Source organism: Curtobacterium sp. BH-2-1-1, from assembly GCF_001806325.1.
Lineage (GTDB): Bacteria > Actinomycetota > Actinomycetes > Actinomycetales > Microbacteriaceae > Curtobacterium.
This window is the reverse complement of the sequence record NZ_CP017580.1, coordinates 1,787,298-1,814,191: the sequence shown is the minus strand read 5'-3', so window position 1 is coordinate 1,814,191 and position 26,894 is coordinate 1,787,298. Positions and strand designations below refer to the sequence as shown.

Genomic DNA, 26,894 nt, shown 5'->3' with positions numbered 1-26,894 from the left:
TTCCCATCCCGCAGCCCGCGAGCGGGCGAAATACGCACGGCTCCGATGGCGAACGGCGCATGTTCCGCCCGCTCGCCGGGCCGGGATGACGGGCGTGGGACGCGTCCGTCACCGGACCGACGCCCGGGACGCACGCCGAGACGGCCTGGAGGCGCGGTGCCAGCTGGCACCGCGCCTCCAGGCCGTCATCCGGTCGCGTCTACCGACCGATGGTCGACATGTCGGGGTAGCGGTCACCCGTCGGCACCGGCAGCGCCGACAGGCGCGCGATCTGGTCCGCGGTCAGGGTGAGGTCGGCTGCGCCGACGTTCTCCTCGAGTCGCGAGACCCGCTTCGTGCCGGGGATCGGCACGACGTCGTCGCCCTGCGCGAGCAGCCACGCCAGCGCCACCTGCGCCGGGGTCCCGCCGGCCTCGGTCGCGATCTCCTTGACGGCGTCGACGATGCGCATGTTCTCGGCGAAGGCCTCCTCCTGGAAGCGCGGGTTCGCCAGGCGGAAGTCGTCGGCGTCCAGGTCGGACGGCTTCGTGATCGCTCCCGTCAGGAACCCGCGGCCGAGCGGCGAGTACGGCACGAGGCCGATGCCGAGCTCGCGGACGGTGTCGAGCACGTCGCCCTCGGGGTCCCGGGTCCACAGCGAGTACTCGCTCTGCAGTGCCGTGATCGGGTGGACCGCGTGGGCCTTCCGGATCGTCGCGGCGCTCGCCTCGGAGAGCCCGATGTGGCGGATCTTGCCCTCCTGCACGAAGCCGGCGAGCTGCCCGATGACGTCCTCGATCGGGACGGCCGGGTCGACGCGGTGCTGGTAGTACAGGTCGATGTGGTCGGTGCCGAGGCGGCGGAGCGAGCCCTCGAGCGCCTCGCGCACGGACTCCGGTGCGGAGCTGATGCCGCGGCCCGTGGCGGGCGTCTCCTCGCCGGCGGTGTGCGTGATGAGTCCGAACTTCGTCGCGATGACGACGTCGTCGCGGCGGTCTCCGAGGGCCCGGCGGAGCAGGTCCTCGTTCGTGTAGGGGCCGTACGCCTCGGCGGTGTCGAACAGGGTGACGCCGAGGTCGATCGCGCGGTGGATGGTGCGGATCGACTCGTCGTCGTCGGTGCCGGCGCCCGTGTAGAAGGCGCTCATGCCCATGGTGCCGAGGCCGACGGGGCCGACCTCGAGGTCTGCGAGCTTGCGTGTCTGCATGGGTGCAGGTCTACTCCGGGTCCCTCGGTTGGAGGGAGGCACTGACCGGACCCGTCAGCCGGGAATGCCGGTTCGTGCGGTTCCTCCAAGGTTCCGCGCGTTCGTGGCCCGACCCTGGTGTGATCGTGGCGTGAACCTGTACTTCCGGCTGTTCCTGCTCCAGTTGCGCGTCCGGCTCCACCCCGCGATCGGCGGACGGCGACCGACGCTCTGGGACGAGGTCCGCACGCCGTTCCGGGTGACCCTGACCGACCTCGACCCGCTGCGGCACGTGAACAACGGGAAGTACCTGTCGATGCTCGACCTCGGGCGGCTCGACCTCATGCTGCGCTCGGGGTTCTGGGGCGCGATCGCCGAGCGCGGCTGGTACCCGGTCGTGTCGGCGCAGACGATCACCTACAAGCGGTCGTTGACGCTCGGCCAGCGGTTCGAACTCGTGACCCGCGTGCTCGGGATGGACGACCGCGCGGCCTACCTGGAGCAGACGTTCGTCCGCCGCGGGACCGTGGTGGCACGGGCCGTGGTGCAGGCACGGTTCCTGCTGCGCACCGGCGGGACGGTGTCCCCGTCGGAACTGCTCGAGGCCGCGGGCGCGACCGACCGGGACCTGTCGGTGCCGGAGTGGGTGCACGAGTGGGCCGGGGCCACCCGGATCAGCAGCTCGGGTACGCTCGCGGGCACGGGGTCCGAGACCCCGGGACGAGAGGGGACGTCATGACCATCGTGTGGATCGTGATCGGCGTCGCGGTGCTGATCGCCGCCGTCATCACCGTGCTCGAGGTGCAGAACCACCGACGAGCGAAGCGCCTCGCGCACCTCGGACCGGCCGACCCGCGGCTCGGGGCGCAGGCGCGAGCGGACGCCGAGGCCGCGCACTCGGTGACCGAGGGGCTGTCGAAGGCCGCGCACCCGGGTGTCACCGGCGCCGGCGGTGGGGTCTCCGGACCGTGACCCGTCCCGCCACCAGGCGTGCGGTGCTCGCCGGGGGAGTCGGACTCGGGATCGCCGGGGTGCTAGCCGCGTGCAGCCGACCGGCGCCGTCCCCGTCCCCGTCGGCCACGAGGACGCCCGAGCCCACCGGGACCCCGACCGCGTCACCGACACCGGGCGGCCCCGACTCGTGGGACGCCCTCGCCGCCGCGGTCTCCGGACGGCTGCTGCGCTCGGGGTCGAACGGGTGGAACAGCGCCCGGCTCGTCGAGAACCCCCGGTACGACGACGCCGACCCGCAGGGCATCCTGCGCGCGGCCGGCACCGCGGACGTCCAGGCCGGGCTGGCCTTCGCCCGGAACACGAACACACCGGTGGCGCTCCGTTCCGGCGGGCACTCGTACACGGGCTGGTCGGCGGGCGGTGCGAGCGGCACCGACGTCCCGCGGTCGCTGGTGATCAGCACGCAGGACCTCGACGGCATCGACGTGCACGACGACGGCACCGTGACGATCGGTCCCGGTGCGCAGCTCGGCGACGTCTACGCCACGCTCGCCGCCGCCGGACGGGCGATCGGCGCCGGGTCCTGCCCCACGGTCGGGATCGGCGGCCTGACGCTCGGCGGCGGGGTCGGTGTGCTCGTCCGCTCCTTCGGGCTGACGTGCGACCAGCTCACCGGTGCGACCGTCGTCACGCCGGACGGCACCGTGCACGAGGTCTCCGCGACCGCCGACCCCGACCTGTTCTGGGCCTGCCGCGGCGGGGGCGGTGGGACCGTCGGCGTCGTGACGGCACTGACGTACCGGACCCAGGCCGCGCCCGGCGTCCTGCTCTTCTCGATCACCTTCGCGTGGTCGGCCGCCGCGGCGGTCGTGCGCGCCTGGCAGGACTGGGCGCCCACCGCCGACCCGGAGCTGTGGTCGACCCTCAAGCTGCTGAACGGGAGCCGACACACCGCCCCGACGGTCACTGTGACGGGTGTGTGGACGGGTTCGAAGACCGGCGCCGACACCACCGTCGACGGTTTCATCGCCGCCACCGGAGCGAAGCCGCTCGCCCACACCGCGCGACAGCTCACCTACGGTGCCGCGATGTCCGCGTTGGCGGGGAAGCCACAGCGGGTCTCCGAGGCGGCGACGTCCTCGATCGGATCGGTGAAACTGTCCGAGGACCAGATCGACGTGCTCGTCGCCCACGCCGAGGCGGCCGGCGACGTGGCGGGGAACCTCGAGGGCGGGGTCGCGCTCGACGCCCTCGGCGGTGTCGTCTCCGACGTCGGACGGACCGACACCGCGTTCCCGTGGCGGTCGGCGCTCATGACCGTGCAGTACACCGCCGTGTTCGCGGACGGATCGGACCCGGCACCCTTCGACGCCTACGTCCGGGGGTTCCGCAAGGCGATGCGGCCGGCGTGGGGTGACGCGGCGTACGCGAACTACTGCGACGCGGCTATCACGGACCCGGCGGACTACTTCGACGTGAACACCTCGCGGCTGCACCGGATCGCCGAGCAGGTGGACCCGGACGGGGTGCTGGCGCAGCCGAACTGGGTGTGAGCGGTGGCCCTCCGGACGCCGGTGGGCCGCCCTACGATGACCGCATGGACGCGGACGACCTGGTACTCCCCGACGCCGCTGCCTGGCGCGCCTGGCTCGACGCGCACGAGGACGACCCCGACGGCGTGTGGCTCGTCCTCGCGAAGAAGGGCACCACGGAGCCGACGACGCTGACCTACGACCAGGCCCTCGACGAAGCGCTCTGCTCCGGGTGGATCGACGGCCAGAAGCGCGGGCGGGACACCGCGACCTTCCGCCAGCGGTTCACCCCGCGGCGCAAGGCGTCGATCTGGTCGCAGCGGAACATCGGACTCGTCGCCACCCTCGAGTCCGCGGGGCGCATGCGCGACCGGGGCCGGGCCGAGGTCGAACGCGCGAAGGGCGATGGCCGGTGGGACCGCGCCTACGCCGGTGCCGCGACGGCCACCGTGCCCGACGACCTGCAGGCAGCGCTCGACGCCGCTCCCGCGGCCGCAGCGCTGTTCGCCGAACTCGACGCCACGAACCGGTACGCGGTGCTCCACCGGATCACGACCGCGCCGAGTGCGACGGCGCGGGAGAACCGGCTCGCGAAGCTCGTCGGCGGGCTCGAGCGGGGCGAGACCCCGTACCCGCGGAAGCCCTGACGGCCCCTGTCGAACCACGAAGACGACGTCGAACCAGGCGCGCGGGCTGGTTCGACGTCGGAAACGTGGTTCGACGCACCGGCGACCGCGAACGCACCGACGACGGCGCCCGCGCCCGCCGTCAGCGGCGCAGGCCGACGAGCACGCCCCGGTGGTCGCTGCCGTTCGCGGGCAGGACCTCGGTCGACGTCGTCCCGAGCCCCCGGGTGAACACGTGGTCGATCCGCACGACGGGCAACTGCGCCGGCCAGGTCGCCCCGAACCCGCCGCCCTCGTCGAGCATCCGGGTCAGCGGGAGCATCTCCGGGTCGGCCGCACCGCCGTTGAAGTCCCCGGCGACGACGAGCCGCTCCGATTCGTCGTCGCGGACCGCCTCGGTGAGCGACGCCAGCATCCGCGGCCGACCGTCCTCCCCGCCCAACCGCAGTGAGTCCATGTGCACGACGTACAGCCGGACGTCGCCGACCCCGGTGTCGACCGTCACCCGGAGCGCCCGGGCCCAGCCCAGGCCGAGCGTGAGGGGTTCGCCGTCGCGCAGGGTCGTCCGGCTCCACACCCCGATCGACCCGACGCGGTAGTGGTGCGGGTACCGCTCGTCGAGGACGCCCGCGACCGCCGTGCCCGAGGTCTGGGTGAGCTCCTCGAGCGCGATGACGTCCGGGTCACGCGCCGCGATCGACCTCGCGGTGGCGGCCGGGTCGGGGTTGGCGGCCTCGATGTTCTCGGTGACGACCGTCAACTGCGGCGACCCCGAGATGCCGGGAGCGAGCACGCCGGGCAGGACCGCGACGGCCCAGGCGGCGGCGAAGGCGAGGGACAGCACGGCGAGCCGCTTCGACCGGGTGCCGAGTGCCGCACCGGCGACGGGGACGAGCAGGAGTGCGAGCCACGGCAGCAGCGAGCCGATCACGGACCCCGAGCTCCCGAGGACGCCCAGGACGGCGGGGACGAGGAGGAGGACGATCCCGGCGAGCAACGCGATCCCGACGACACCGATGACGAACGAGCGGCCGGGACTCCGTCTGCGGGAGCGGAGGGGCACGCCGAGGAGCATAGGAACCGCTTCTGACAGATCCCGGGGGACACCGGTTCACCAGACCTGCAACGAAGCAGGCGTAGACCGGGGACATGACCACTGGCACCGACACCACGAACCGTCCGGCCGCCGCCTCCGGCACCTTCCGCATCGGTGGTGACCTCGAGGTCCACCGCCTCGGCTACGGCACCATGCAGCTCACCGGCCCCGGCGTCTGGGGACCCCCGAAGGACCACGACGAGGCGATCCGCGTCCTCAAGCGCGCCGTCGAGCTCGGCGTGGACTTCTTCGACACCGCCGACTCCTACGGCCCCTACGTCGCCGAGGACCTGCTCCGCGAGGCGCTGCACCCCTACGGCGACGACATCGTCATCGCGACGAAGGCCGGCCTCACCCGCACCGGGCCGAACGAGTGGCCGCCCGTCGGCCGCCCGGAGTACCTGCGCCAGGAGGCCGAGATGAGCCTCCGCCGCCTCGGCCTCGAGCGCATCGACCTGTTCCAGCTCCACCGCATCGACCCGAAGGTCCCGCTCGAGGACCAGGTGGGCGAGCTGAAGAAGCTGCAGGACGAGGGCAAGATCCGCCACATCGGCCTGTCCGAGGTGTCGGTCGACGAGGTGAAGGCTGCGCAGGAGATCGCCACGATCGTCTCCGTCCAGAACCTGTACAACCTGCAGAAGCGCGACGCCGAGGAACTCCTCGACTGGTCGACCGAGCAGGGAATCGGCTTCATCCCGTGGTTCCCGCTCGCGACCGGCGGTCTCACCGGCAGCGACTCCCCGCTGACCGAGATTGCCGAGCGCAAGGGCGCCACCCCGGCTCAGCTCGCCCTGGCCTGGCTGCTGAAGCGCTCGCCCGTGGTGCTGCCGATCCCCGGCACGTCGAGCGTCGCCCACCTCGAGGACAACCTCGCGGGCGCGACGGTCGAGCTGACCGACGACGAGTTCGAGGAGCTGTCGAAGCTGGGTCACTGACGCGACACGGTGACGGACGGGAGGCGCGGTGCCAGCTGGCACCGCGCCTCCAGTACGTCTCGGGGTTGCGCTCGCATACGCGGTATGTGCATACTCGGTATGTCCAAGGCGGACGGAACGAGGGGGAAGACGTCATGAGCGTACGGATGGGCGTACTCGCACTGCTGGTGGCCGGGCCCGGCTACGGGTACCAGCTCCGGGGGGAGTTCGAGCACCGGACCGGGGGCAGCTGGCCGCTGAACATCGGCCAGGTCTACACGACGCTCGACCGCCTGGAACGCGACGGCCTCGTGGCCCGCGGTGACGCCGACGACGACGGACACGTCGTCTACACGGCGACCGACGCGGGTCACGAGGAGGTCGCACGCTGGTTCAGCGAGCCGGTCCCGCCGAAGCGCGGTCGTGACGAGCTCGCGATCAAGTTCGCCCTGGCGGTGACGGTGCCCGGCGTCGACGTGCCGCGCCTCGTGCAGGTCCAGCGCGCCGCCGCCGTGCGGAACCTGCAGGACCTGACCCGGCTGAAGCGCTCCTCGGACCCGGCGGACGACCTGGCCTGGTCGCTCGTGCTCGAGTCGATGCTCTTCCAGGCCGAGGCCGACGTCCGCTGGCTCGACCACGTGGAGTCGAGCGTCGCGCGCTACCGACCGTCCCCGACACCGGACTCGACGGCCGCTGCCGAGTCGTCCGACGCCACCGTGCGGAGCGCCCGGTGAACGCCGCCGCCCCGCTCCTCGAGCTCGACGCCGTGAGCGTGCAGTACGGCTCCGGCGCGAAGGCCGTCACCGCCCTCGCCGGCATCGACCTGCGCATCGCCCGCGGCGAGATGGTCGCCGTGATGGGCACCTCGGGCTCGGGCAAGTCGACGCTGCTCGCCTGCGCGGGCACGCTCCTGCCGCCGACCAGCGGCGAGGTCGTCATCGACGGCGACTTCGTGTCCGACCGGCCGGCCAAGGACCTCGCCGCCCTGCGTCGGCGTCTCGTCGGGTTCGTGTTCCAGGACTTCAACCTCATCCCCTCGCTGACCGCGGTCGAGAACGTGGCGCTGCCGCTCGAGCTCGACGGTTGGAAGGCGAGCCGTGCCCGGCGCGCAGCCGAACTCGCGCTCGAGAACGTCGAGCTCGGGCATCGCGCCGACGCCTTCCCGGACGACCTGTCCGGTGGCCAGCAGCAGCGGGTCGCGATCGCGCGCGGGGTCGTCGGCGAGCGCCGGCTGGTCCTCGCCGACGAGCCGACCGGTGCCCTCGACTCGCAGACCGGCGAGGTCGTGCTCCGCATGCTGCGCCGGCACGTCGACTCCGGGGCGGGCGCGCTGCTCGTGACCCACGACGCCCGGCACGCGGCCTGGGCGGACCGGATCGTGTTCCTCCGCGACGGCCGCGTCGTGGACGAGACCGTGTACTCGGGCGTCGAGATGGCGCTCACGGACCGGACCGCCTCGTGAACGCGCGTCGGCGACGCGCCGACGCCGGAGCCCGCTCGGGGCGTGACCGCCGCACGCCCTTCGCGCTGCGACCGGCGCTCCGGCTGGGCCGCCGGCTGGCGTTCGCGAAGGCCGGGCGGGCGGCGCTGATCGTCGCCCTCATCGGCATCCCGACCGCCGGGTTCGCCGCGGTGTCGGTCGTCGTGCAGTCGACGCAGCCGACCCAGGCGGAGAGCCTGCGGTACGACCTCGGGCACGCGGCAGCGCAGATGCAGGTCGTCGGCCCGGACCTCCCGGGCATGCGGCAGGACCCCGTGCAGTGGCAGTACACCGAGTCCGCGAAGGACAGCCCGGTCGCGGAGTCCGACGGCGAGGCCCGGTTCGCCGACGTCCTCGACCACGTGCCCGCCGGTGCCGTGTCGATCCCGGTCACCTCGGCGCAGATCGTGCTGACCGGGCCGAAGGGGCCGATCGGGATCCAGGCGGTCGAGGGAGCGGTCTGGTCGCGGGTCCTCGACGGGCACTGGCACGTGCTCGACGGCGCCGCACCGACCAGCCGTGACGAGCTCATGGTCACCCCGGCGACGCTCGAGCGACTCGGCGCGTCGATCGGCGACACGGTCGACCTGACCGACCCGGTGACGAAGCGCTTCACGATCACGGGCACCATGCGCGACGCCGCGTCCGACCCGAGTGCGCAGGGCGTCTTCGTGCCGTGGGGCACCACGCAGCCGACGACCGGCACGGCCGCGGCGCCGTTCGACGTCACCGTGTACCTGGCCTCGGACGCCCCGACGTGGTCGGAGATCCGCGCGCTCAACGCCCACGGGATCACGGTGCAGTCGCGTCCCGTCGTGCTCGACCCGCCCGACGAGCGGTTGCACGGCGCCGGGCTCAGCAGCCCGATCGGCTGGTTCCTCGGGGCGATGGCGCTGCTCGGCGTCTTCGCGATGTTCGAGGTCGCCCTGCTCGCCGGTGCCGCGTTCCTCGTCGGGACCCGGGCGGACATCCGCTCGTACGCGATCGTCACGAGCGTCGGCGGGGACCGACGCTTCGTCCGGTCGATCGTCGCCGGCTCCGGGCTGGTGCTCGGGCTCACCGGCGCCGTCCTCGGGGTCGCGCTCGGCACCGGTGTCGGCGTGCTCGCGTTCCACCTGGCCGACAACGGCAACGTGGGCTCGTGGCCCGGGCTGCACGTCCCGGTCGGCCTGGTCCTGTCGATCGGTGCCGCCGCCGTCCTCGCGGGGCTCGTGTCGGCGCTCGTCGCGGCCCGTGCGGCGACGCGGGTGAACGTCCTCGCCGCACTGCGCGGCTCGCTCCGGCCCGCGGCGGTGAACCCGCGCGCCGAGCGCCGCCGCCGGATCTGGGCCCCCGTGCTCGTCGTCGCGGGAACCGTGATGACCCTGGCGTGCGGTGCCGGCGTGCTGCTCCTCAACGACCGCCCGGTGCAGCAGGACCACCTCGCCTGGATCGTCGGCGCCGGCGTCGCGATCGGCCCGTGCCTCATGCAGCTCGGGGTCGCGATGTCGTCGCCGTGGCTGCTCGCCCTCGTCTCCAGGACCGCGACGCGGCTCGGGCTCTCCGCCCGCATCGCCGCCCGCGACGCCCGGCGCAACCCGGTGCGGACCGTGCCGGTGCTCGCGAGCGTGATGAGCGTCGTGTTCGTGGCCTCGGTGGCGATCACGTGGAGTGCGTCCGAGCACGCGCAGTTCGTCCGCGACTACGAGTACCGCACCGCCGTGGGCGTCGCGACGGCCGACGTCTGGCTCTCGAACGAGGACGGCAGCGACGGCGGCTACGACGCCTCCGTCACGGCGAAGGCGGCGAAGATCGTCTCCGGTGTCCTCGACCACGACCGGGTGCGTGTCCTCGGCGTCGTGGACGGCGTGCCGACCGACGAGCCGTCGACGGTCTCGCTCCTGCACGACTGGGGACGCACGGACTGCCGCGCGAACGACACCACGTCGTGCTCGCGCTACCTGGAGTCGCAGGACAGCTCCGCGCCGAAGATCTGGACCGGCACGGTGGACGACTACGCGGTCCTCACCGGACACCGTCCGTCCGCCGAGGTCCGCGACGCGCTCACCTCGGGCCGCGCCGTCGCCCTGTGGCCGGAGTACGCGCACGACGGCCAGGTCCGGATCGACGCGTTCCGCGACCAGACGTCGAACAGCCCCGCGATCACGGCCAAGACCCGTCCGGACGCCACGACGACGATCCCCGCGGTGCTCGACGTGCAGACCCCCCGCATCCAGGTCGGCGTCTTCATGACCCGCGAGACCGCCGAGCGGTACCGGGTCCCGGCGGTGGACGGCATGCTCGTCACGGAGCAGTCCGCGGACCTGACCCCGGCACAGTCCGACGAGCTGACCTCGGCGTGGCAGAGCCTCGGCGGCGCGGACCGCGAACGGTGGGGCGGCCCGTACTTCCAGTACGAGGCCGGTCCGGTCGACGCGCAGGGCATCGTCAAGGCGATCGTCCTCGCCCTCGCCGCGGCGGTGACGATCGGCGCGACCGCCGTCGCCATCGGGCTGGCCCGCTCGGACGGCCGACGCGACGACGAGGTCCTCGACGCGGTCGGTGCGGCACCCGTGCTCCGTCGCCGGGTGTCCGCGTGGCAGGCCGCGATCCTGACGACCGTCGGTGCGGTGATCGGCACGCTGCTCGGGCTGCTGCCCATCCGGGCGCTCACCCTCCGCTTCTCGGCGGGACCAGCCGGCACCACGCACCTGCCGTTCGTGGCGGACTGGCCCGTGCTCGCCCTCCTCGGGCTCGGGCTGCCGCTGCTCGTCACCGCGGGGACGTGGGTCTTCGCGGGCCGCCGCCACCGCGTGGCACTGCGGCGCACACCGTGACCGGACGCGGCGGGTCCCGGACCCGACGGGGGCGGCCGGCTGGGAACGGCCGCGAAGACCCACAGCCAGCGGCGCGGTTCCCCAGGTCTGGGGGCTGGTACGGCAGGCCGATCCGGGGGATACCTGATGTCGTGTCCCGCACCCGTCGTCTCGCCCTCGTCGCGAGCATCGTCACCGCCGCCTGCCTCGTCGCCGGCGGATCCCTCGTCGTCGGCACGGCCGTCGTGTCGGCGAGCACCGCCGCAGCCGAGCGCGCACCGTCCGTGGGTCGCGCCTCCGCCGCGCCGGTCGAACGTGCGGACACCCGAGCCGCAGCCGGCGGAACAGCTGTCCGTGCCGCCACACCGGACGACGCCGTGACCGGGGCGCTCGGCTCCGGCGACCGGTCCGGCGCGGTCACCTTCGCGTACGCGGGCGACTCCATCACGGCACGGCCGGACTCCTGGCTCCACGACCTCGTGCCGGACACCCGGTTCCACGCCGTCGGCGGCTACGCGCACAGCGGGTACCGGTCCGACGAGGTCCTCCACGAGATCGGCCCCGTGCCGGACGCGGACGTCCTCGTCGTCGAGCTCGGCACGAACGACGTGAACCAGGCGATCCCGACCGCGACGACGATCGCGAACGTGGACGCCGTCGTCCGGAAGGTCGGTGCGCGGCACGTCCTCGTCGTCTCCGGCCCGCCGTCGAACTGGACCTGGAGCCAGTGGGGCGCCGACCGCCGCGCGGGACAGCTCGTCCTCAGCCGGGCGCTGGAGCGCGACGCGGCGGAGCACGGCTGGTCGTACGTCGACCCGTTCGCCGGGTTCCGGCAGGCGGACGGCGCGTGGGTCCGGGGCGCGTCGGCGGACGGCATCCACGGCGACGCGGCGACGAACGTCGTCGTCGCGCGCGTGATGGCGACGGCGATCACGCGAGCCGCGCGCTGATCGATACGCGACCAGGGGCGGACGGGAGGGGCGGGCCCGCCCTCCTCCCTCGCAGGCTCGGTCGGCGCGCCCCGCGCAACGCTTCGCGTTGCCGCTGAGCGGGGCGCGCTCCCGTCCGTCAGTCGGTCACTCGGGCAGCGGCTCGGCGTACGTCCGGAACGCACCGCGCTCGGTGTGGATCGCCCAGAGGCGGTCCGCGATCGACGCACCGGAGTGCTCGGGCTGCCCGTCGTCGATGCCGAACGGGATGATGAGCTGGCCGACGTGGACGTCCTCGTCACGGACGGCGTCGTGCAGCAGCTGCGCGTAGGCGCTCTCTCCCGCGAACGCCACGGACGTCCCGGTGACCCGAGCACCCGGGCGCACCGCGCTGCCTCCGTTCACGAACAGGATCGTGCCGTGCCCGATCGCGCGCATGCCGGGCAGCACCTGGCGGACGGCGTTGACCGAGCCGTAGACCGAGAACTCGATCGGACCGACGAGGTCCTCCGCCGTGGTCTCGAGCACCGGGCGCATGTACTCCTTGGCGGGCAGCGGGCTGTACTGCAGCACCTCGATCGGCCCGAGCTGCTCGGTCGCACGCTCGAGGGCGCCGCGGAGGGAGTCCCCGTCGCGGACGTTCGCGGCGAAGCCGGCGGCGGTGTACCCGTGCTCCCGGAGGCCGGCGGCGAGGGAGTCCAGGCGGTCCTGGTTGCGGGAGAGCAGGGCGATCGAGAAGCCCTCGCGGGCGAAGCGCTCGGCGACGGCGAGGCCGAGGCCCTTGCCGGCTCCGACGATGGCGATGGTGGTCATGAAGTGGTCCTTCCGGTGGTGTGGGGTCGTGCGAGGACGAGCAGTCCCCAGAGCGACACGAGCGCGCCACCGAGGACGAGGACGGCCATCGGGACGGCGGTGTCCGAGCCGCCGAGTCCCGCGATCGGAGCGGTCACGCCGGCCGTCGTCCACTGAACCAGACCGAGCACGGCTGAGCTCGTCCCGGGGTGTGCGGGGACGGCGGACGATGCGAGGGCCCCACCGTTCGTGACGACCAGCCCGTTGCCGATCATGAGCACGAAGAAGCCGATCAGGGCCACGATCAGCGGCATCCCGAACCAGATCGCGCCGATGAGCATGCCTGCGCCGGCGACGCCCATGCAGGCCTGCCCGACGAGGATGATGCGTCTCGTGGACACCCGGCCGGCGAGTCGGGCGGCCACGAGGGACGCGATCGTCATCGCTCCCGCGTTCGCCGCGAAGTCGATCGCGTACGCCGTCGGCGACAGTCCGTTCATGGTCTGCAGCACGAACGGCGAGGTCGCGACGTACGCGAACACCCCGACGAACGCAGCACACGCGGTGACGACGTAGCCGACGAACCGTCGATCGCCGAGGACCTGCCGCGCCGCGAGCCGGAACGTGCGCAGGCCGCCGGCGTGCCGTCGGTCCCGTGGGAGGGACTCGGGGACGACGACGGCCGCGGTCACGCACATGAGCACCCCGAGGCCGGCGAGGACCCAGAACGTGGTCCGCCAGTCACCGAACCCCAGGATCGCGGCGCCGAACAGCGGCCCGAGCACCGGTGCGATCCCGCCGATGCCCATCACGACGTTGAGGACGCGGACGAGCTGGGCGCCGTGGGCGAGGTCGACGACCACCGACCGGGCGATCACCATCACCCACCCGCCCGCGAACCCCTGCACGAGGCGCGCCGCCGTGAGAACGCCGATCGACGGGGCGAGCGCGCACACGACCGAGGCCGCGACGACGAGCAGCGTGCCGGCGAGCAGCGGCAGGCGGCGCCCGCGCTGGTCGGAGAACGGTCCGCCGACGAGCTGCCCGAGGCCCATGCCCGCGAAGAACGTCGTGAGGGTCAGCTGCACGGCGGAGGCGCTCGTGCGGAACTCGGCCTCGACGGTCGGGAACGCGGTGACGTACATGTCGGTCGCGAGCGGCGCGACCGCGGTGAGGAACACGACGGCGGCGACGAGGGCCGTGGGCACGGCGCGGGTGGTCGGGGGAGCGGGCGGGGTCACGGTGGCGGGCACGGACCCATCGAACGGCTGGTCGGTGCGCTGGTGGGAGTCCCTGCCGACAGGGGTTCCACCGCAACCCCCGTCACCCAGGGGATTCCCGACCGCCGCGTGTGCAATCGACCCACGACCCGGGAGGACCACCGTGCACACCACCGCTCGCACCCGCCGCACCCTGTCCGCCCTCGGCGCGTTCGCCGCCGCGGCCCTCGTCCTCGCGGCCTGCACCGACGACGACGCCCGCACGCTCGAGGGTCGGGCGACCGCCACGAGCAGCCCCTCCTCGAGCGCCACCACCCCCGCGGCGAGCGCCGCCGGACAGCTCGAGCCCGGGGGCGAGACGACCGACATCGCCACCGGACTGGACGCCCCGTGGTCGGTGGTCCGCACCGGTGACGGCGGCGACGCCCTGATCAGCGAGCGGGACTCGGCGACGGTGCTCGAACTGACCGGCGCCGGGAAGACGCGCGAGGTCGGCACGATCGCGGGCGTCCGGCACGGCGGTGAGGGCGGTCTGCTCGGACTCGCGCTGCACGAGGGCGACCTGTTCGTGTACTCGACGGGCGACGACGGCAACCGCATCCAGCGCTACGACCTGTCCGGGAGCGCCGGGTCCTACGCGCTCGGGGACGCCACGACCCTGATCGACGGGCTGCCGACGAACAGCTTCCACAACGGCGGGCGGATCGCGTTCGGCCCGGACGGCATGCTCTACGCGAGCGTCGGCGACGCCGGTACCGGTTCGGACGCGCAGGACCGGGACTCGCTCGCGGGGAAGATCCTGCGGCTGACCCCGGACGGCCAGGTCCCCGGCGGCAACCCGTTCCCCGGGTCCCCGGTGTGGAGCCTCGGCCACCGGAACGTGCAGGGCATGGGGTGGACGGCCGACGGCACGATGTTCGCGTCGGAGTTCGGGCAGGACACCTGGGACGAGCTCAACGTCATCGAGAAGGGCCGGGACTACGGCTGGCCCGAGGTCGAGGGTACCGGCGGCACGAGCAAGGGCTTCGTCGACCCCGTGCAGCAGTGGGCCACCGACGACGCCTCGCCGAGCGGCCTGGCGGTGATCGACGACACGGTGTTCATCGCGAACCTCCAGGGCGAGGTCGTCAGGGCTGTGCCGGCCGACGCCCCCTCGACGTCGACCGAGTACTTCGCGGAGGACTTCGGCCGCATCCGCACGGTGCTCGAGGGTCCCGAGGGTGCCCTGTGGTTCGTCACGAACAACACCGACGGGCGTGGCGACCCGACGGACGGCGACGACCGGATCGTGTCGGTGCCGCTCGCGACGAGCTGAGCCCGACCGACGGACCCCGACCAGCACGAGGACCCAGCACGGGGGTTCCGGCAGCACCTCGCTCGCCCCCGCCCAGCCGAAGTACCGTGACCGGCATGGACCACCGCGACGAAGCCCGCGACTTCCTCTCCGGTCGCCGCGCCCGCATCACACCGGAGCAGGCCGGCGTCGAGACGTTCGGCACCCGCCGCCGCGTCACCGGGCTGCGCCGCGAGGAGGTCGCCCGGCTGGCCGGCGTGAGCATCGACTACTACACCCGGCTCGAGCGCGGGAACCTGCAGGGCGTCTCGGACAGCGTGCTCGACGCCATCGCGGGCGCGCTCCACCTCGACCCGGCCGAGCACGAGCACCTGCGCGACCTCGCCCGCCACCAGAACGCCACGCCCCGCCGTGCCGCCGCGGTCACACCGGTGGCGGCGGTGCGCCCGGAGCTCCAGTACCTGCTCGACGCCATCGCCGACGCCCCCGCGATGATCGTCAACAACCGACAGGACATCGTCGCCGCGAACACGCTCGGCTGGGCGATGCACTCGGACCTCGTCGCGGCGAGCGCACGGCCCTGCAACTTCTCGCGGTTCATCTTCCTCGACCCGCAGGCACGGAACTTCTACCTCGACTGGCAGCGCGCGGCGCACACGAACGTCGCGATCCTCCGGCGCGAGGCCGGGCGGACGCCGAACGACCCCGGGCTCGCGGCGCTGATCGGCGAGCTCTCGATGCGGAGCGACGACTTCCGCGCGCTCTGGGCGGCGCACGACGTCCGGCGGCACTACGCGGGGGTGAAGTCGTTCCGGCACGCGGTGGTCGGTCCGCTCGAGCTGCACTTCCAGACGCTCGAGCTCACCGAGGACCCGGGGCTCGCGCTGACGATCTACCCGGCGACGCCCGGGAGCCCGACGGCGGACGCGCTGCGGCTGCTCGCCTCGTGGGCGGCGACGGAGCGCATCGTGGAGCGTGCGCGCGAGCGCGTCTGACGCGGTGGTCGCGGCCACCTGCGGGACTGGAGGGACGGTGCCGGCCCGCACCGCGCCTCCAGGCCCCACCGGGTCGCGTCAGGCCTCCGGGATCACCCGTTCGAAGCGGCTCGTGTCGGTCCCGTCCGGGTCCGGCCCGCCGCGACGACCGGTGTCGAGGGCGTCGAGCGCTGCGAGCTCGTCGTCGGAGAGCACGAAGTCGAACACGTCGAAGTTCTCGGCGATGCGCCCGGGGTTCGTGGACTTCGGGATCGCGTTGCGGCCCTGCTGCACGTGCCACCGGAGCATCACCTGCGCCGGGGTCTTGCCGTGCGCCTCGCCGATGGCCCGGATCGTCGGGTCGTCGAGCACGCTGACCCGCTCGTCGCCCCAACCCGGGTAGAAGGTGATGCCGCCGATCGGCGACCACGCCTGGTCGAGGATGCCGTGCTCGGCGTCGGCGCGCTGCACGTCCGGCTGCGTGAAGTACGGGTGCAGCTCGACCTGGTTGAGCGCCGGGATCACGTCCGTGGCGTCGAGGAGCGACCGGAGGTGGTGCGGCATGAAGTTGCTCACGCCGATCGCGCCGACTCGGCCCTCGGCGTACAGCCGCTCGAGCGCCCGGTACGCCGCGATGGTCCGCTCGAAGCGGTCGGGTGCGGGCTGGTGCAGGATCAGGACGTCGACGTGGTCGAAGCCGAGCTTGCCGGTCGCCTTGTCGAACGCGTGCAGGGTCTCGTCGAGGCCGTAGTCGGAGACCCAGATCTTCGTCTCGACGACGATCTCGTCGCGGTCGACACCCGAGGCGCGGATGCCCTCGCCGACCTCGCGCTCGTTGCCGTACGCGGCGGCGGTGTCGATGTGGCGGTACCCGGTCTCGAGCGCGGTGCGCACGGCGTCGACCGTCTCGGCCGGCGCGCTCTGGAAGACGCCGAACCCGATCGCGGGGATCTCGAGTCCGTTGTTGAGGGTGAGTGTGTCCATGTCCACGACGCTACGACCGCCCGGACCGGCCTGACGGGTACCAGCAGCCCCTGCTCCGACCCGTCGATCGGACCTACCGTGGAGGACATGGACACGAGAGACGAAGTCCGCGACTTCCTCCGCACCCGCCGCGAGCGCGTCACGCCGCAGCAGGTCGGGCTGCCCGACTTCGGCGGCGCGCGACGGGTGAAGGGCCTTCGCCGCGAGGAACTCGCCCTCATCGCGGGCATGAGCGTCGACTACTACATCCGCCTCGAGCGGGGGAACCTCACCGGGGTGTCCGAGAGCGTCCTCGGATCGTTGTCCCGGGCGCTCCGGCTCGACGACGCCGAGCACGCGCACCTGTTCGACCTCGCCCGTGCGCAGAACGCCTCGGCGACGACGCGTCGGAAGACCCCGACGTCGAAGGTCCGGCCGAACGTGCAGCGGGTGCTCGACTCGATGACCGCTCCCGCGTGGGTGCGGAACGGCCGGTCGGACTTCCTGGCCGGCAACGCCCTCGCCCGTGCGGTCTACGCACCACTCTTCCTCGACCCGTCCGGTACCCCGAACACCGCGCGCTTCGCCTTCCTCGACCCCCGCGGTCGCGAGTTCTGGCGCGACTGGGACAGCGTGACCGGTGACATGGTCGCCGTGCTCCGTGCCGAGGCCGCCCGGTCCCCGTACGACCGCGGGCTGACGGACCTCATCGGGGAGCTCTCCACCCGCAGCGAGGAGTTCCGCCAGCGCTGGGCCGCGCACGACGTGATGCGGCACCGGTCCGGCATCAAGCACGTGCACCACCCCGAGGTCGGCGACCTCGACCTGACGTACGAGACGATGGAGCTCGTCACGGACACCGGGCTGACGCTCATCGTCTACGGCGCGGAGCCCGGCTCGCCGTCCGAGGAGCGCCTGCAGCTCCTCGCCAACCTCGCGGCGACCACCGTCGCCGCCGTCCCGGAGACGGAGGACGCATGAGCGAGACCGACTCGATCCGGACCGCCCGCCCCGCGGAGCCGCTGACGTTCCTCGAGCGCGTCCGGTTCCGCCTGCGTGCCGAGCGCGAGATCGAGGAACTCACACGCGACCGCGCGCGCGAGGACCGCATCCGCGCCGAGGCGGCCGTCCGACTCGCACCGGGGCCGTGGCACCTCGCGGAGCTCTTCCGGCGGCGTCCGTGACCGCCCGTGCGGGGATGACGCCCGCCCGCACACTGCTGTTCGCGGTCGCCGGGGGCGCGGCCGTCGGCAACCTCTACTGGGCGCAGCCGCTCCTCGACGACATCGCGTCCTCGCTCGGGACGTCCGCCGCGGTCGCCGGGCTGCTCGTCACGCTCACCCAGGTCGGGTACGCGCTGGGCATCCTGCTCGTGGTGCCGCTCGGCGACGTGCTCGACCGACGACGCCTGATCCCCGGGGTGCTCGTCGCGTCCGCGGTCGCGCTGCTGTTCGCCGCCGTGGCCCCGTCGTTCGCCGTGCTGCTGGTGGCGCTCGCGCTCGTCGGCCTCACCACCGTCGCCGGGCAGCTGCTCATCCCGCTGGCCGGAGACCTCGCCGATCCCTCGGCCCGCGGGCGGGTGGTGGGCACGATCGCCTCCGGGGTGCTCACCGGCATCCTCGTGTCGCGGACGGTCAGCGGGCTCGTCGCGGACGCGTTCGGCTGGCGCGCGATCTACGTCGTCGCCGCCGTCGCGGCCCTGCTGTTCGCCGTGCTGCTCCGGCGGGTGATCCCCGAGCTCGACCGGCGCGACCGGGTGCGGTACCCGACGCTCATCGCCTCGGTGTTCCGTGCCGTCGCCGCGCACCGGGCCGTGCGGGTGACCCTCGTCATCAGCTCCGCGATGTTCGCCGTCTTCACGATGTTCTGGACCGCGCTGACGTTCCTGCTCAGCGCCGAGCCGTTCGGGTACTCCACGAGCGCGATCGGGCTCGTCGGTCTGGCCGGGCTCGCCGGGGCGGTCGCCGCGCAGCGGGTCGGTCGGCTGCACGACCGCGGGGTCTCCGTGCCGGTGACCGGTGCGGCGATCGCCGTCGTGCTCGTCTCACTCGTGGTCGCGGGCCTCGGAGCGCGGTCGATCGTGGTCGTCCTCGTCGCGGTCGTCCTGCTGGACGTCGGTGTGCAGGCGACGAACGTCCTCAACCAGACCCGGCTCTTCGCGATCGACCCGGCGGCGCGCAGCCGACTCAACACCGCGTTCGTCACCGCGAACTTCATCGGCGGGGCGATCGGCTCGGCACTCGCCTCGGTGCTCTGGAACGCCGGCGGGTGGACCGCGGTCACCGCGGGCGGCGCGGTCCTGGTCGGGTTCGCCCTGACGGTCTGGGCGGTCCACCGCCACCGCGGGCTGGTGGTCGCCGCCCGCGCCTGACCTCAGACGACGAGGGGGCGCGCGACGTCCACCTCGCCGTGCTCCACCAGCCAGCGGAACGCGTCGAGGACCGTCGCCTCGGCCGTCCAGGCGGGCTCGTAGCCGAGCAGCCGCCGAGGCTTCTCGGTGCTGAACACCTGGCTGCGCGACAGGTGCTCCCAGCTCGCACCGGCGTGCTCCGGAGCCGTGGTCTCGCGGAACCGGTCCCACGAGACGGGCTCGAGCCGCGCCTCCTGGCCGAACCACGACGCGACCAGGTGCGCGTACCCGCGTGCCGTGAGCGCCGTCGGAGCCGTGACGAAGAAGTCCTCGCCGGCCGCGGCGTCCCGGTGCTCGACCGCGAGCTGGAAGGCCTGCGCGACGTCGTCGGCGTGCACGTGCGCCATCGTCTCGGCACCGAGGCCGGGGACCTCGACGGGCTCGCCGGCGGACAGCTTCGTCCACACCGTCGGGTCGAGGTTGCCGAGCGGACCGATGGGCATCCAGCCCGGTCCGCTGATGTGACCGGGGTGCAATGAGGTCGTCACCAAACCCCCTTCGGCAGTTTCACGCTTGAGCATCCGGGCGATCGCGTCCTTCTGCACGCCGTAGTCGCCGAACGGCTCGGTCGCGTTCTCCTCGGTGACGGGCAGCACGTGCGAGACCCCGGCACGCCAGATCGACCCGCAGTGCACGAGGTGCGTACCGCTCCGGCGGAGGGCCGTGACGAGGGCCTCGGCGGATGACGTCGTGAAGCAGACGAGGTCGACGACGGCGTCGGCGCGGAGTGCGGCGATCCGGTCGCCGAACGTGCCGTCGCGGTCCTCCTGCTCGCGGTCGGCGGTGACCCGTTCGACCTGCTGCCACTCGGGGGAGTCGGCGTACGGGGTGCTGCTGCCGCGGGTGACGGTCACGACGTCGTGACCGGCGCGGACGAGACGGGGGACGAGGAACGTGCCGATGTGGCCGGTGGCTCCGATGACGACGATGCGCATGCCGGTCACGCTAGGCGCACGCGACTGGGCGTGGCAGGCCCGGACGGAACCCCTGTGCCGGACGGGAGGGACGGTGCGGGCCCGCACCGCGCCTCCCGTCCGTCAGCGGGTCGGCTCCAGGGCCGGGAGCGGCTGGTCCGAGTCCGCCGTGTGCGTCAGTCGCGCCATCAGGGGCGCCACCGGGCGCGAGGTCAGGACGTGGTGCGCGGCGCGCTGCGCCGTGAGACCGAGCTTCGTCTGCGGGTACGCGAAGTGCTTGATCCCGGACGGCATGGTCTGGATCCGGTCGACGAGCGGCCGCATCCACGCCTCGAACGCCCCGAGGGCCGCGGTGGTGTCGGACTCATCGGCGAGGGACGCTGCGAGGACGTACCCGCCGGTGAGCGCCAGCGAACTCCCGCCGCCGCCCATCGGCGTCACGCACCAGGCCGCGTCGCCGAGCAGCACGACGGAACCCCGGTGCCAGGTCGGGGCATGGATCCGCGTGAGGTCGTCGACGTAGACGTCGTCCGACTGCTCGAACCCGTCGAGCACCCGGTCCGTCTGCCATCCGGCGCCGGCGTAGCGGTCGCGCCGGTCGGGGACCTCGCCGTCGTCGTTGGTGTACGCGAGCATCGCCCTCGTCGTGCCGTGGTTGTCGGGCCGCAGGTGCACCTGTCGACCCTCGACGGCGTTGTACCAGCGCCAGGTGTCGTCGTCGGACGGGATCCGTGGGATCGTCCCGAACTCCATCGTGATGCCGAGCCGCCGGGGCTCGACGGTGAAGAGCAGGTCGCGTGTGCTCGAGCGGACACCCTCGGCGACGACGAGGAGCTCGGCCTGGAGCGTCGCACCGCTCCGGGTGCGGACGGTGACGGGTCGTCCGTCCGAGCCGTCCTCGTCCACCGCGACCACGGCGTCGTCGAAGACCAGGCGCACGCGGTCCGGCAGCGCCTGCCGGATCGCGTCCGCGAAGTCGCCGCGCAGGACCTCGAGCTCCGCCGTCGCCCCCTCGCCGGAGTCGTCGTCGGGCAGCCGGACGATGGTGTCACCTTGCTCGTCGACGATCACCGTGCCGGTCTCGCCCGTGTTGGCCGAGCGGATCGCCTCGGTCAGCCCCATGCGGTCGAGGACCTCGCGGGCGACGCCCCGGACGTCGACGTTCTGGCCGCCGGTGCGGAAGCCCGCCGAGCGCTCGAGGACGGTGACGTCCCAGCCGGTCCGGTCCAACCAGTAGGCGGCGGAGAGCCCGGCGATGCTGCCGCCGGTGACGAGGGCCCGACGCGGTGCCGTCACGAGGTGGTGATCACCTTGACGGAGCCGGCGATGGTCGCGGCGTCCTCGGCGAGCGCGACGACCGGGTCGGGGAGGCGGGTCGTGGCGCCGACGAGCTTGCGCGCACCCCAGCCGACGAAGCTGCCGACGATCGCGCCGACGCCGCCGAGGATCGCGCCCTCGATGCGCAGGTCGCGCCTGCCCGTCGTGCCGAGCGCGGCCCCGACGAGCGCTCCGGACGCCACGCGCCCGGCGAGGCCGGCGGGGGAGATCCGGTTCGGCGTCCCCGGCAGCTTGTCGCCGATGAGCTCGCCGACGGCCGATGCGACGAGGACGCCACGGCCGAGGGGCGTGCTGAAGACCTTCCAGTCCTGCCACGAGCCCTTCAGCGAGGAGCGGTCGTGGTTCAGTGCCATGACGGCGAGCGGGGTGGCGCTCCGGCCGCCGCTGAGGATGCCCAGGACCAGGGTGCGGACCAGGGTGTGCTGCTCGTTCTTCGTGCTCATCGGTGCTCCTGTCGTGTCGGTTCGGAAACTACTCTTGCGCTCCTGGTACTCAGCGTTACTATGTACCAGTAGTCAGCGTCACTGAGTACAGCGCACCACGACACACGGCACCGACCGCAGGAGGCACGCATGCCCAAGCAGGAGACCGAGATGCTCAAGGGCATCCTCGAGGGGATCGTCCTCGCCGTGCTCGCCGGCCGCCCGGCCCACGGGTACGACATCACCGCCTCGCTCCGGGAACAGGGGTTCACCGACATCGCCGAGGGCACCGTCTACGCCCTGCTCGTCCGCATCGAGCAGCGCGGCCTCGTCGACGTCGAGAAGGTCCCGTCGGAGAAGGGCCCGCCCCGCAAGGTGTTCACGCTGAACGCCCGCGGGCAGGAGCAGCTCGACGACTTCTGGCGGGCGTGGACCTTCCTCGCCGAGCGGCTCGACCACCTCCGGCACACCACCAGCAGCACGAACGGACAGGACTGATCATGGGGATCTCGATCTCGGACATCACGACCAAGCTCATCGGCGACAAGAAGCGCTGGAAGCAGTACAAGGCCCGCACGGCAGCGCTGCCGACGAGCCACCGCACCGCCGTCGACGGCATCGAGCGGTACCTCATGTACACCGGCCCGAGCGACGGCGAGCAGCTCATGCGCATGCTCGACGACCTCGCGGACCTGTTCGAGCAGAGCGCCGCCGACGGCACGAGCGTCCGCGCGGTGGTCGGCGACGACCCGATCGCCTTCGCCGAGGACTTCAAGGCGAACTACGGCCTCGGGTCGTGGCTCAGCAAGGAGCAGCAGCGCCTCGTCGACGCGATCGCGGCGGCCGATGCGGGCGGGGAGCCGTCGTGACCGCGGCGATCCGGGTCCGGGGGCTCGAGAAGTCCTTCGGCGACCTGCGCGTCCTCCGTGGGGTCGACCTCGACGTCGAGGCCGGCTCCGTGGTCGCCCTGCTCGGGTCGAACGGCGCGGGCAAGACCACCGCGATCCGCATCCTCGCGACCCTGACGACGGCCACCGCCGGCACCGCGTCGGTCGCGGGGCACGACGTGGCCGCCGATCCGGGTGCGGTCCGCGAGGCGATCAGCCTCACCGGGCAGTTCGCCGCCGTGGACGAGGTGCTGACCGGCCGCGAGAACCTCGTCCTCGTCGCACGGCTCCGGCACCTCCGGCACGCCGGGCGCATCGCCGACGAGCTGCTCGACCGGTTCTCGCTCACGGATGCCGGGTCCCGCCGCGCGGGGACGTACTCGGGCGGGATGCGCCGCCGGCTCGACATCGCGATGAGCCTGATCGGCGACCCGTCGGTGGTCTTCCTCGACGAGCCGACGACCGGCCTCGACCCCGAGGCCCGCATCGAGGTCTGGGACGCCGTCCGCGCCCTCGCCGCGAGCGGCACCACGGTCCTGCTCACGACGCAGTACCTGGACGAGGCCGAGCAGCTCGCCGACCGGATCGCCATCCTGCACGAGGGCCGCATCATCGCCGACGGCACCCTCGCCGAACTCCAGCGACTGCTCCCGCCCGCGACGGTCGAGTACGTCGAGAAGCGCCCCACGCTCGAGGACGTCTTCCTCGCCGTCATCGGACACCGTCCCGACGCCGACACCACGAAGGCCGACACCACGAAGGGGGTGGCCTGATGTCCGCCCACCCGATCCACGACACCGCCGTCCTGACCGGGCGCTCGCTGCGACACGTGCTCCGGAGCCCCGACACGATCATCACCACCGCCGTGATGCCCATCGCCTTCCTGCTGCTGTTCGTGTACGTCTTCGGCGGCGCGATCGACACCGGGAGCACGCCGTACATCGACTACCTGTTGCCGGGGATCCTCCTCATCACGGTGGCGTCCGGGGTGGCGTACACCTCGTACCGGCTGTTCCTCGACCTGCAGGCCGGGATCGACGAGCGCTTCCGGTCGATGCCGATCGTCCGGGCGGCGTCGCTGTGGGCGCACGTGCTCACGTCCCTCGTCGCCAACACCGTGTCGGTGACCGTGGTCGTCGGGGTCGCCCTGCTCATGGGGTTCCGCAGCAGCGCGGGCATCGGAGCGTGGCTCGCGGTGCTCGGGATCCTGGTGCTCTTCACGCTGGCGCTCACCTGGATCGCGGTCGTCGCCGGGCTCTCGGCGAAGTCGATGGACGGCGCGAGTGCGTTCTCCTACCCGCTGATCTTCCTGCCCTTCATCAGCTCGGCGTTCGTGCCGACCGACTCCATGCCCGGGCCGGTCCGGTGGTTCGCGGAGCACCAGCCGGTGACGTCGATCGTGGACTCGATCCGTGCGCTGTTCGCCGGGCAGCCGCTCGACGCGGACCTGTGGGTGGCCCTCGCGTGGTGCGTCGGCATCCTGCTGGCCGCCTTCGGCGTCGCGACCCTCGTGCAGCGCCGACGGGTCGGCTGACGCGACCGGCTGCCGGACGGGAGGCGCGGTGCCGGCCCGCACCGTCCCTCCCGTCCGCTGGTGCGCACCTCGCGCACCTCGCGCGCTGAGCCGCCGCGAGTAGCGTCCGACGCATGAGCAACGTCATCGTCCTCGGCGGCCACGGCAAGGTCGCACTCCTCGCCACCCGCATCCTCACCGACCGCGGCCACACCGTCACCTCGGTCATCCGCGACCCCGACCAGGCCGACGAGATCCGCGCCCACGGCGGGCAGCCGCACGTCGCCGACATCCAGCAGCAGACCCTCACCGACTTCGCCGAGCTCATCCACGGACACGACGCCGTGGTCTGGTCGGCCGGTGCCGGCGGCGGATCAGCGGACCGCACCTGGGCGATCGACCGCGACGCGGCGATCCTGTCCGTGCAGGGTGCCGCGAAGGCCGGTGTCGACCGCTACGTCATGGTCTCCTGGTCCGGCTCGCTCCTCGACCACGGGGTGCCGCAGGACGACGACTTCTTCGCGTACGCGCAGTCGAAGATGATCGCCGACGCCGTCCTCCGCGACTCGGGGCTCCGCTGGACGGTCGTCGCGCCGAGCACCCTCACCGACGACGAGCCCACGGGTTCGGTCGACTGGGACGGCTCCTCGACGCAGGTCCCGCGCGGCGACGTCGCGCACGTGGTGGCCGACGCGGTCGAGGGCGACGAGACGATCGGCCGGACGATCCGGTTCAACACCGGTTCCACCCCGATCGCCGACTTCCTCCGCACGGCGGGCTGAGCGGTGGCGCGGAACCCCGAACCGTTCCGGGGCCGACTGGCCCTCGTGACCGGTGCGAGCGGCGGCATCGGCGAGTCGCTGGCGGAGGGCCTCGCCGCGGGTGGCGCCGACCTCGTCCTGGTCGCCCGGTCCGCCGACAAGCTCGACGCCGTCGCCTCGGGCATCCACGCACGCCACGGTGTGCGCGTGCGGGTGCTCCCGGCCGACCTGGCGACGGCCGACGGCGTCGACGAGGTGATCACGGCCCTCGACGGCACCCGCGTCGACGTCCTGATCGCGAACGCCGGGGTCGGGTGGCACGGCACCTTCGCCGAGCAGCCCGAGGACGGCATCGTGCAGCAGATCGCGCTCAACGAGACCGCGCTGGTCCGGCTGACGCGGGCGTACCTGCCCGGCATGCTCGCCCGCGGCGTCGGCGGCGTGATGACCGTAGCCTCGACCGCTGCGTTCCAGCCCACCCCGCACATGGCGCTCTACGGCGCGACGAAGGCGTTCGTCCTGTCCTTCACCGAGGCCCTCTGGCAGGAGACGCGCGGGCAGGGCGTCCGGGTGCTCGCCCTGTGCCCCGGGCCCACTGCGACGGGCTTCTTCGACGCCGCGGGCGGCGGGTCGTTCCTCGAGGGCGGTCGGCAGTCGGCGGAGGAGGTCGCACGCGTCGGTCTGCGGGCGTTCGCCCGTGCCGGCGGACCCACGGTCGTCTCCGGCGCGCGCAACGCCGTGCTGGCGAGTGCGCACCGCTTCGTCCCCCGCGGCCTGATGACGCGCATGTCCGCGATGGTGATGGAGTGACGAGCCCGACGGTCCTCTTCGTGCACGGCGCCCTCGTCCGTGACGGCGACTGGTGGTGGGCTCCGACCGGCGACCTGCTGCGCGAACGGACCGGGATCGCCAGCCGCGCCGTGGCCCTGCCGTCGTGCGGGGAGACCGACACCGGCGGCGGCCTGCAGGAGGACGCCGCCGCACTGCGCCGCGCGCTCGACGATGTCCCCGACGCCATCGTCGTCGGACACTCCTACGGCGGGACGGTGATCGCCGAGGCGGGCCCGCACCCCGCGGTCCGGCACCTGCTGCTCGTGTCGAGCTACCTGCCGCCCGTCGGGGCGTCGCAGGGGTCGATCATGTCCGGCGAGCCGGACCCCGTCGCGGTGCGTCCGGACGCCGACGGGCGGATCGTCGTCGACGGGTACGACGAGCGGTCGTTCGGCGCCCGGTTCCTGCAGGACGCCGACGCCGCCACGCAGCGGGCGGCGTGGGACCGGGTCACCTCGCAGGACGTCCGCGCGTTCGGCACCCCGACGAGCGCCGAGGGGTGGGCCGGCGTGGACTCCACCGCGGTGGTGTGCGCCGAGGACCGCTCGACGACCGTCGCACTCCAGCGGGAGCACGCGGCGCGGGCCACCCGGTCGGTCGAACTTCCGACGGGGCACCACCCGTTCATCACCCGACCGGACCTCGTGGCCCGGCAGCTCGAGGCGTTCCTGCGCGACTGACCCGGGACCGCGGGCCGCTCGGCAGGTCGTCCCAGACGTCGGCCCAGATCGACTCGAAGTCCACCGGTCGGATCGCACCGGCACGGAGCGCCCGCTCCGGCACGGTCAACGCGTCGAGCGAGGCGCCGAGCAACCGGACGTCCCCGTGCACCTCGGGTCGCCCGGTGCCGTGGAAGGTCGTCACCGTCAGCGTCCGGACACCGGGACGGAGTCGACGGGCGGCCCGCCCGAGCACCAGGAAGCCACCCGCGTACACCCCGACGGCGGCGACGGTCCCGAGGGCGGCGCGGGGAGCGAGCGCGGCCATCACGGCGATCGCCAGCAGTGCCCCCACGGCCGGCCACGCCGACCACGCGCGGAGCACCGCACGCTCGCGGCGGGTCGTACCAGGCGGCTAGACGACG

General features: G+C 73.1%; 29 protein-coding genes and 1 pseudogene. 21 read left to right on the top strand and 9 right to left on the bottom strand.

Annotation, left to right across the window (positions count from 1 at the left end; translation table 11 throughout):
- Window positions 1–199: 199 nt before the first annotated feature.
- The gene (locus BJK06_RS08595; protein WP_070417550.1) at window positions 200–1,186 is read right to left on the bottom strand and encodes an aldo/keto reductase; all 987 of its coding nucleotides are present in this window, start codon (window positions 1,184–1,186) and stop codon (window positions 200–202) included.
- Window positions 1,187–1,316: 130 nt separating this feature from the next.
- Between BJK06_RS08595 and BJK06_RS08590 the strand changes: the two genes are divergently transcribed.
- From BJK06_RS08590 to BJK06_RS08575, 4 genes are read left to right on the top strand one after another with little or no spacing between them, the layout of a single operon-like run.
- Window positions 1,317–1,904 (top strand): thioesterase family protein, encoded by a 588-nt coding sequence (locus tag BJK06_RS08590; protein WP_070417549.1) that lies wholly within the window; start codon window positions 1,317–1,319, stop codon window positions 1,902–1,904.
- Window positions 1,901–2,137 (top strand): hypothetical protein, encoded by a 237-nt coding sequence (locus tag BJK06_RS18820; RefSeq protein WP_070417548.1) that lies wholly within the window; start codon window positions 1,901–1,903, stop codon window positions 2,135–2,137. Before BJK06_RS08590 ends, BJK06_RS18820 begins: the two co-directional genes overlap by 4 nt.
- On the top strand, window positions 2,134–3,672 hold the full coding sequence (locus tag BJK06_RS08580; protein ID WP_181015167.1) for an FAD-binding oxidoreductase: 1,539 nt from the start codon (window positions 2,134–2,136) through the stop codon (window positions 3,670–3,672). Before BJK06_RS18820 ends, BJK06_RS08580 begins: the two co-directional genes overlap by 4 nt.
- A 44-nt stretch (window positions 3,673–3,716) precedes the next feature.
- Window positions 3,717–4,298 carry a YdeI family protein gene (locus tag BJK06_RS08575; protein ID WP_070417546.1) on the top strand — a complete coding sequence of 194 codons (582 nt, stop codon included), beginning with the start codon at window positions 3,717–3,719 and terminating at the stop codon, window positions 4,296–4,298.
- A gap of 121 nt (window positions 4,299–4,419) precedes the next feature.
- Here BJK06_RS08575 and BJK06_RS08570 read toward each other — a convergent pair whose 3' ends face one another.
- A complete protein-coding gene (locus tag BJK06_RS08570) occupies window positions 4,420–5,340 on the bottom strand; it encodes an endonuclease/exonuclease/phosphatase family protein (protein ID WP_156794813.1) in 921 nt (306 codons plus the stop codon).
- Window positions 5,341–5,426: 86 nt separating this feature from the next.
- Here BJK06_RS08570 and BJK06_RS08565 point away from each other — a divergent pair, with 86 nt between their 5' ends.
- From BJK06_RS08565 to BJK06_RS18815, 5 genes are all read left to right on the top strand, one after another.
- Window positions 5,427–6,308, top strand: a complete 882-nt coding sequence (locus BJK06_RS08565) for an aldo/keto reductase (protein WP_070417544.1) — start codon at window positions 5,427–5,429, stop codon at window positions 6,306–6,308.
- A gap of 134 nt (window positions 6,309–6,442) precedes the next feature.
- Window positions 6,443–7,021 (top strand): PadR family transcriptional regulator, encoded by a 579-nt coding sequence (locus BJK06_RS08560; RefSeq protein WP_070417543.1) that lies wholly within the window; start codon window positions 6,443–6,445, stop codon window positions 7,019–7,021.
- Window positions 7,018–7,749: an ABC transporter ATP-binding protein gene (locus tag BJK06_RS08555; protein ID WP_070417542.1), complete on the top strand. Its 732-nt coding sequence runs from the start codon at window positions 7,018–7,020 to the stop codon at window positions 7,747–7,749. The genes BJK06_RS08560 and BJK06_RS08555 overlap by 4 nt, the downstream gene beginning before the upstream one ends.
- Window positions 7,746–10,583, top strand: coding sequence for an ABC transporter permease (locus BJK06_RS18560; protein WP_070417541.1), 2,838 nt, complete (start codon window positions 7,746–7,748; stop codon window positions 10,581–10,583). The genes BJK06_RS08555 and BJK06_RS18560 overlap by 4 nt, the downstream gene beginning before the upstream one ends.
- A gap of 131 nt (window positions 10,584–10,714) precedes the next feature.
- Window positions 10,715–11,512, top strand: a complete 798-nt coding sequence (locus tag BJK06_RS18815; protein WP_070417540.1) for an SGNH/GDSL hydrolase family protein — start codon at window positions 10,715–10,717, stop codon at window positions 11,510–11,512.
- Between the two features lie 126 nt (window positions 11,513–11,638).
- On the opposite strand, the gene BJK06_RS08540 is transcribed toward BJK06_RS18815, so the two are convergent.
- Both BJK06_RS08540 and BJK06_RS08535 read right to left on the bottom strand, forming a co-directional pair.
- The gene (locus BJK06_RS08540) at window positions 11,639–12,304 is read right to left on the bottom strand and encodes an SDR family oxidoreductase (RefSeq protein WP_070417539.1); all 666 of its coding nucleotides are present in this window, start codon (window positions 12,302–12,304) and stop codon (window positions 11,639–11,641) included.
- On the bottom strand, window positions 12,301–13,536 hold the full coding sequence (locus BJK06_RS08535; RefSeq protein WP_083295147.1) for a multidrug effflux MFS transporter: 1,236 nt from the start codon (window positions 13,534–13,536) through the stop codon (window positions 12,301–12,303). The genes BJK06_RS08540 and BJK06_RS08535 overlap by 4 nt, the downstream gene beginning before the upstream one ends.
- Window positions 13,537–13,666: 130 nt before the next feature.
- Here BJK06_RS08535 and BJK06_RS08530 point away from each other — a divergent pair, with 130 nt between their 5' ends.
- Together BJK06_RS08530 and BJK06_RS08525 are read left to right on the top strand one after the other, a co-directional pair.
- Window positions 13,667–14,818, top strand: coding sequence for a sorbosone dehydrogenase family protein (locus BJK06_RS08530; RefSeq protein WP_070417538.1), 1,152 nt, complete (start codon window positions 13,667–13,669; stop codon window positions 14,816–14,818).
- Window positions 14,819–14,913: 95 nt separating this feature from the next.
- The gene (locus BJK06_RS08525) at window positions 14,914–15,792 is read left to right on the top strand and encodes a helix-turn-helix transcriptional regulator (RefSeq protein ID WP_070417537.1); all 879 of its coding nucleotides are present in this window, start codon (window positions 14,914–14,916) and stop codon (window positions 15,790–15,792) included.
- Between the two features lie 78 nt (window positions 15,793–15,870).
- Here BJK06_RS08525 and BJK06_RS08520 read toward each other — a convergent pair whose 3' ends face one another.
- A complete protein-coding gene (locus BJK06_RS08520; RefSeq protein ID WP_070419328.1) occupies window positions 15,871–16,755 on the bottom strand; it encodes an aldo/keto reductase in 885 nt (294 codons plus the stop codon).
- A gap of 87 nt (window positions 16,756–16,842) precedes the next feature.
- Between BJK06_RS08520 and BJK06_RS08515 the strand changes: the two genes are divergently transcribed.
- The 3 genes from BJK06_RS08515 to BJK06_RS08505 are packed head-to-tail and all read left to right on the top strand — an operon-like array spanning window position 16,843 to window position 19,105.
- A complete protein-coding gene (locus BJK06_RS08515; RefSeq protein ID WP_070417536.1) occupies window positions 16,843–17,715 on the top strand; it encodes a helix-turn-helix domain-containing protein in 873 nt (290 codons plus the stop codon).
- A complete protein-coding gene (locus BJK06_RS08510) occupies window positions 17,712–17,918 on the top strand; it encodes a hypothetical protein (RefSeq protein WP_070417535.1) in 207 nt (68 codons plus the stop codon). The genes BJK06_RS08515 and BJK06_RS08510 overlap by 4 nt, the downstream gene beginning before the upstream one ends.
- Window positions 17,915–19,105, top strand: a complete 1,191-nt coding sequence (locus BJK06_RS08505) for an MFS transporter (RefSeq protein WP_258027732.1) — start codon at window positions 17,915–17,917, stop codon at window positions 19,103–19,105. The genes BJK06_RS08510 and BJK06_RS08505 overlap by 4 nt, the downstream gene beginning before the upstream one ends.
- A 2-nt stretch (window positions 19,106–19,107) precedes the next feature.
- Here the strand turns inward: BJK06_RS08505 and BJK06_RS08500 are convergent, their stop codons facing one another.
- The 3 genes from BJK06_RS08500 to BJK06_RS08490 form a co-directional block, all read right to left on the bottom strand.
- A complete protein-coding gene (locus tag BJK06_RS08500; RefSeq protein WP_070417533.1) occupies window positions 19,108–20,079 on the bottom strand; it encodes an NAD(P)-dependent oxidoreductase in 972 nt (323 codons plus the stop codon).
- Between the two features lie 102 nt (window positions 20,080–20,181).
- Window positions 20,182–21,354, bottom strand: coding sequence for an FAD-dependent monooxygenase (locus BJK06_RS08495; protein ID WP_070417532.1), 1,173 nt, complete (start codon window positions 21,352–21,354; stop codon window positions 20,182–20,184).
- Window positions 21,351–21,839: a DUF4126 family protein gene (locus tag BJK06_RS08490; protein WP_070417531.1), complete on the bottom strand. Its 489-nt coding sequence runs from the start codon at window positions 21,837–21,839 to the stop codon at window positions 21,351–21,353. The genes BJK06_RS08495 and BJK06_RS08490 overlap by 4 nt, the downstream gene beginning before the upstream one ends.
- 129 nt (window positions 21,840–21,968) lie before the next feature.
- Here BJK06_RS08490 and BJK06_RS08485 point away from each other — a divergent pair, with 129 nt between their 5' ends.
- The 7 genes from BJK06_RS08485 to BJK06_RS08455 all read left to right on the top strand — a co-directional run bounded on the left by BJK06_RS08485 (window position 21,969) and on the right by BJK06_RS08455 (window position 26,490).
- Window positions 21,969–22,316 carry a PadR family transcriptional regulator gene (locus tag BJK06_RS08485; protein ID WP_070417530.1) on the top strand — a complete coding sequence of 116 codons (348 nt, stop codon included), beginning with the start codon at window positions 21,969–21,971 and terminating at the stop codon, window positions 22,314–22,316.
- 2 nt (window positions 22,317–22,318) lie between these two features.
- The gene (locus BJK06_RS08480; RefSeq protein WP_070417529.1) at window positions 22,319–22,687 is read left to right on the top strand and encodes a DUF1048 domain-containing protein; all 369 of its coding nucleotides are present in this window, start codon (window positions 22,319–22,321) and stop codon (window positions 22,685–22,687) included.
- On the top strand, window positions 22,684–23,478 hold the full coding sequence (locus tag BJK06_RS08475; protein WP_070417528.1) for an ABC transporter ATP-binding protein: 795 nt from the start codon (window positions 22,684–22,686) through the stop codon (window positions 23,476–23,478). Before BJK06_RS08480 ends, BJK06_RS08475 begins: the two co-directional genes overlap by 4 nt.
- Entirely contained in the window at window positions 23,478–24,239 is a 762-nt protein-coding gene (locus tag BJK06_RS08470) for an ABC transporter permease (protein WP_070417527.1), read from the top strand. The genes BJK06_RS08475 and BJK06_RS08470 overlap by 1 nt, the downstream gene beginning before the upstream one ends.
- A 113-nt stretch (window positions 24,240–24,352) precedes the next feature.
- Window positions 24,353–25,000, top strand: coding sequence for an SDR family oxidoreductase (locus BJK06_RS08465; protein ID WP_070417526.1), 648 nt, complete (start codon window positions 24,353–24,355; stop codon window positions 24,998–25,000).
- Between the two features lie 45 nt (window positions 25,001–25,045).
- A complete protein-coding gene (locus BJK06_RS08460) occupies window positions 25,046–25,789 on the top strand; it encodes an SDR family oxidoreductase (RefSeq protein WP_219810668.1) in 744 nt (247 codons plus the stop codon).
- Window positions 25,786–26,490, top strand: a complete 705-nt coding sequence (locus BJK06_RS08455) for an alpha/beta hydrolase (RefSeq protein WP_070417525.1) — start codon at window positions 25,786–25,788, stop codon at window positions 26,488–26,490. Before BJK06_RS08460 ends, BJK06_RS08455 begins: the two co-directional genes overlap by 4 nt.
- Here the strand turns inward: BJK06_RS08455 and BJK06_RS08450 are convergent.
- Window positions 26,438–26,872: pseudogene (locus BJK06_RS08450) on the bottom strand (DUF6611 family protein); the annotation flags it as partial. The gene BJK06_RS08455 and the pseudogene BJK06_RS08450 overlap by 53 nt on opposite strands.
- Window positions 26,873–26,894 lie beyond the last annotated feature (22 nt).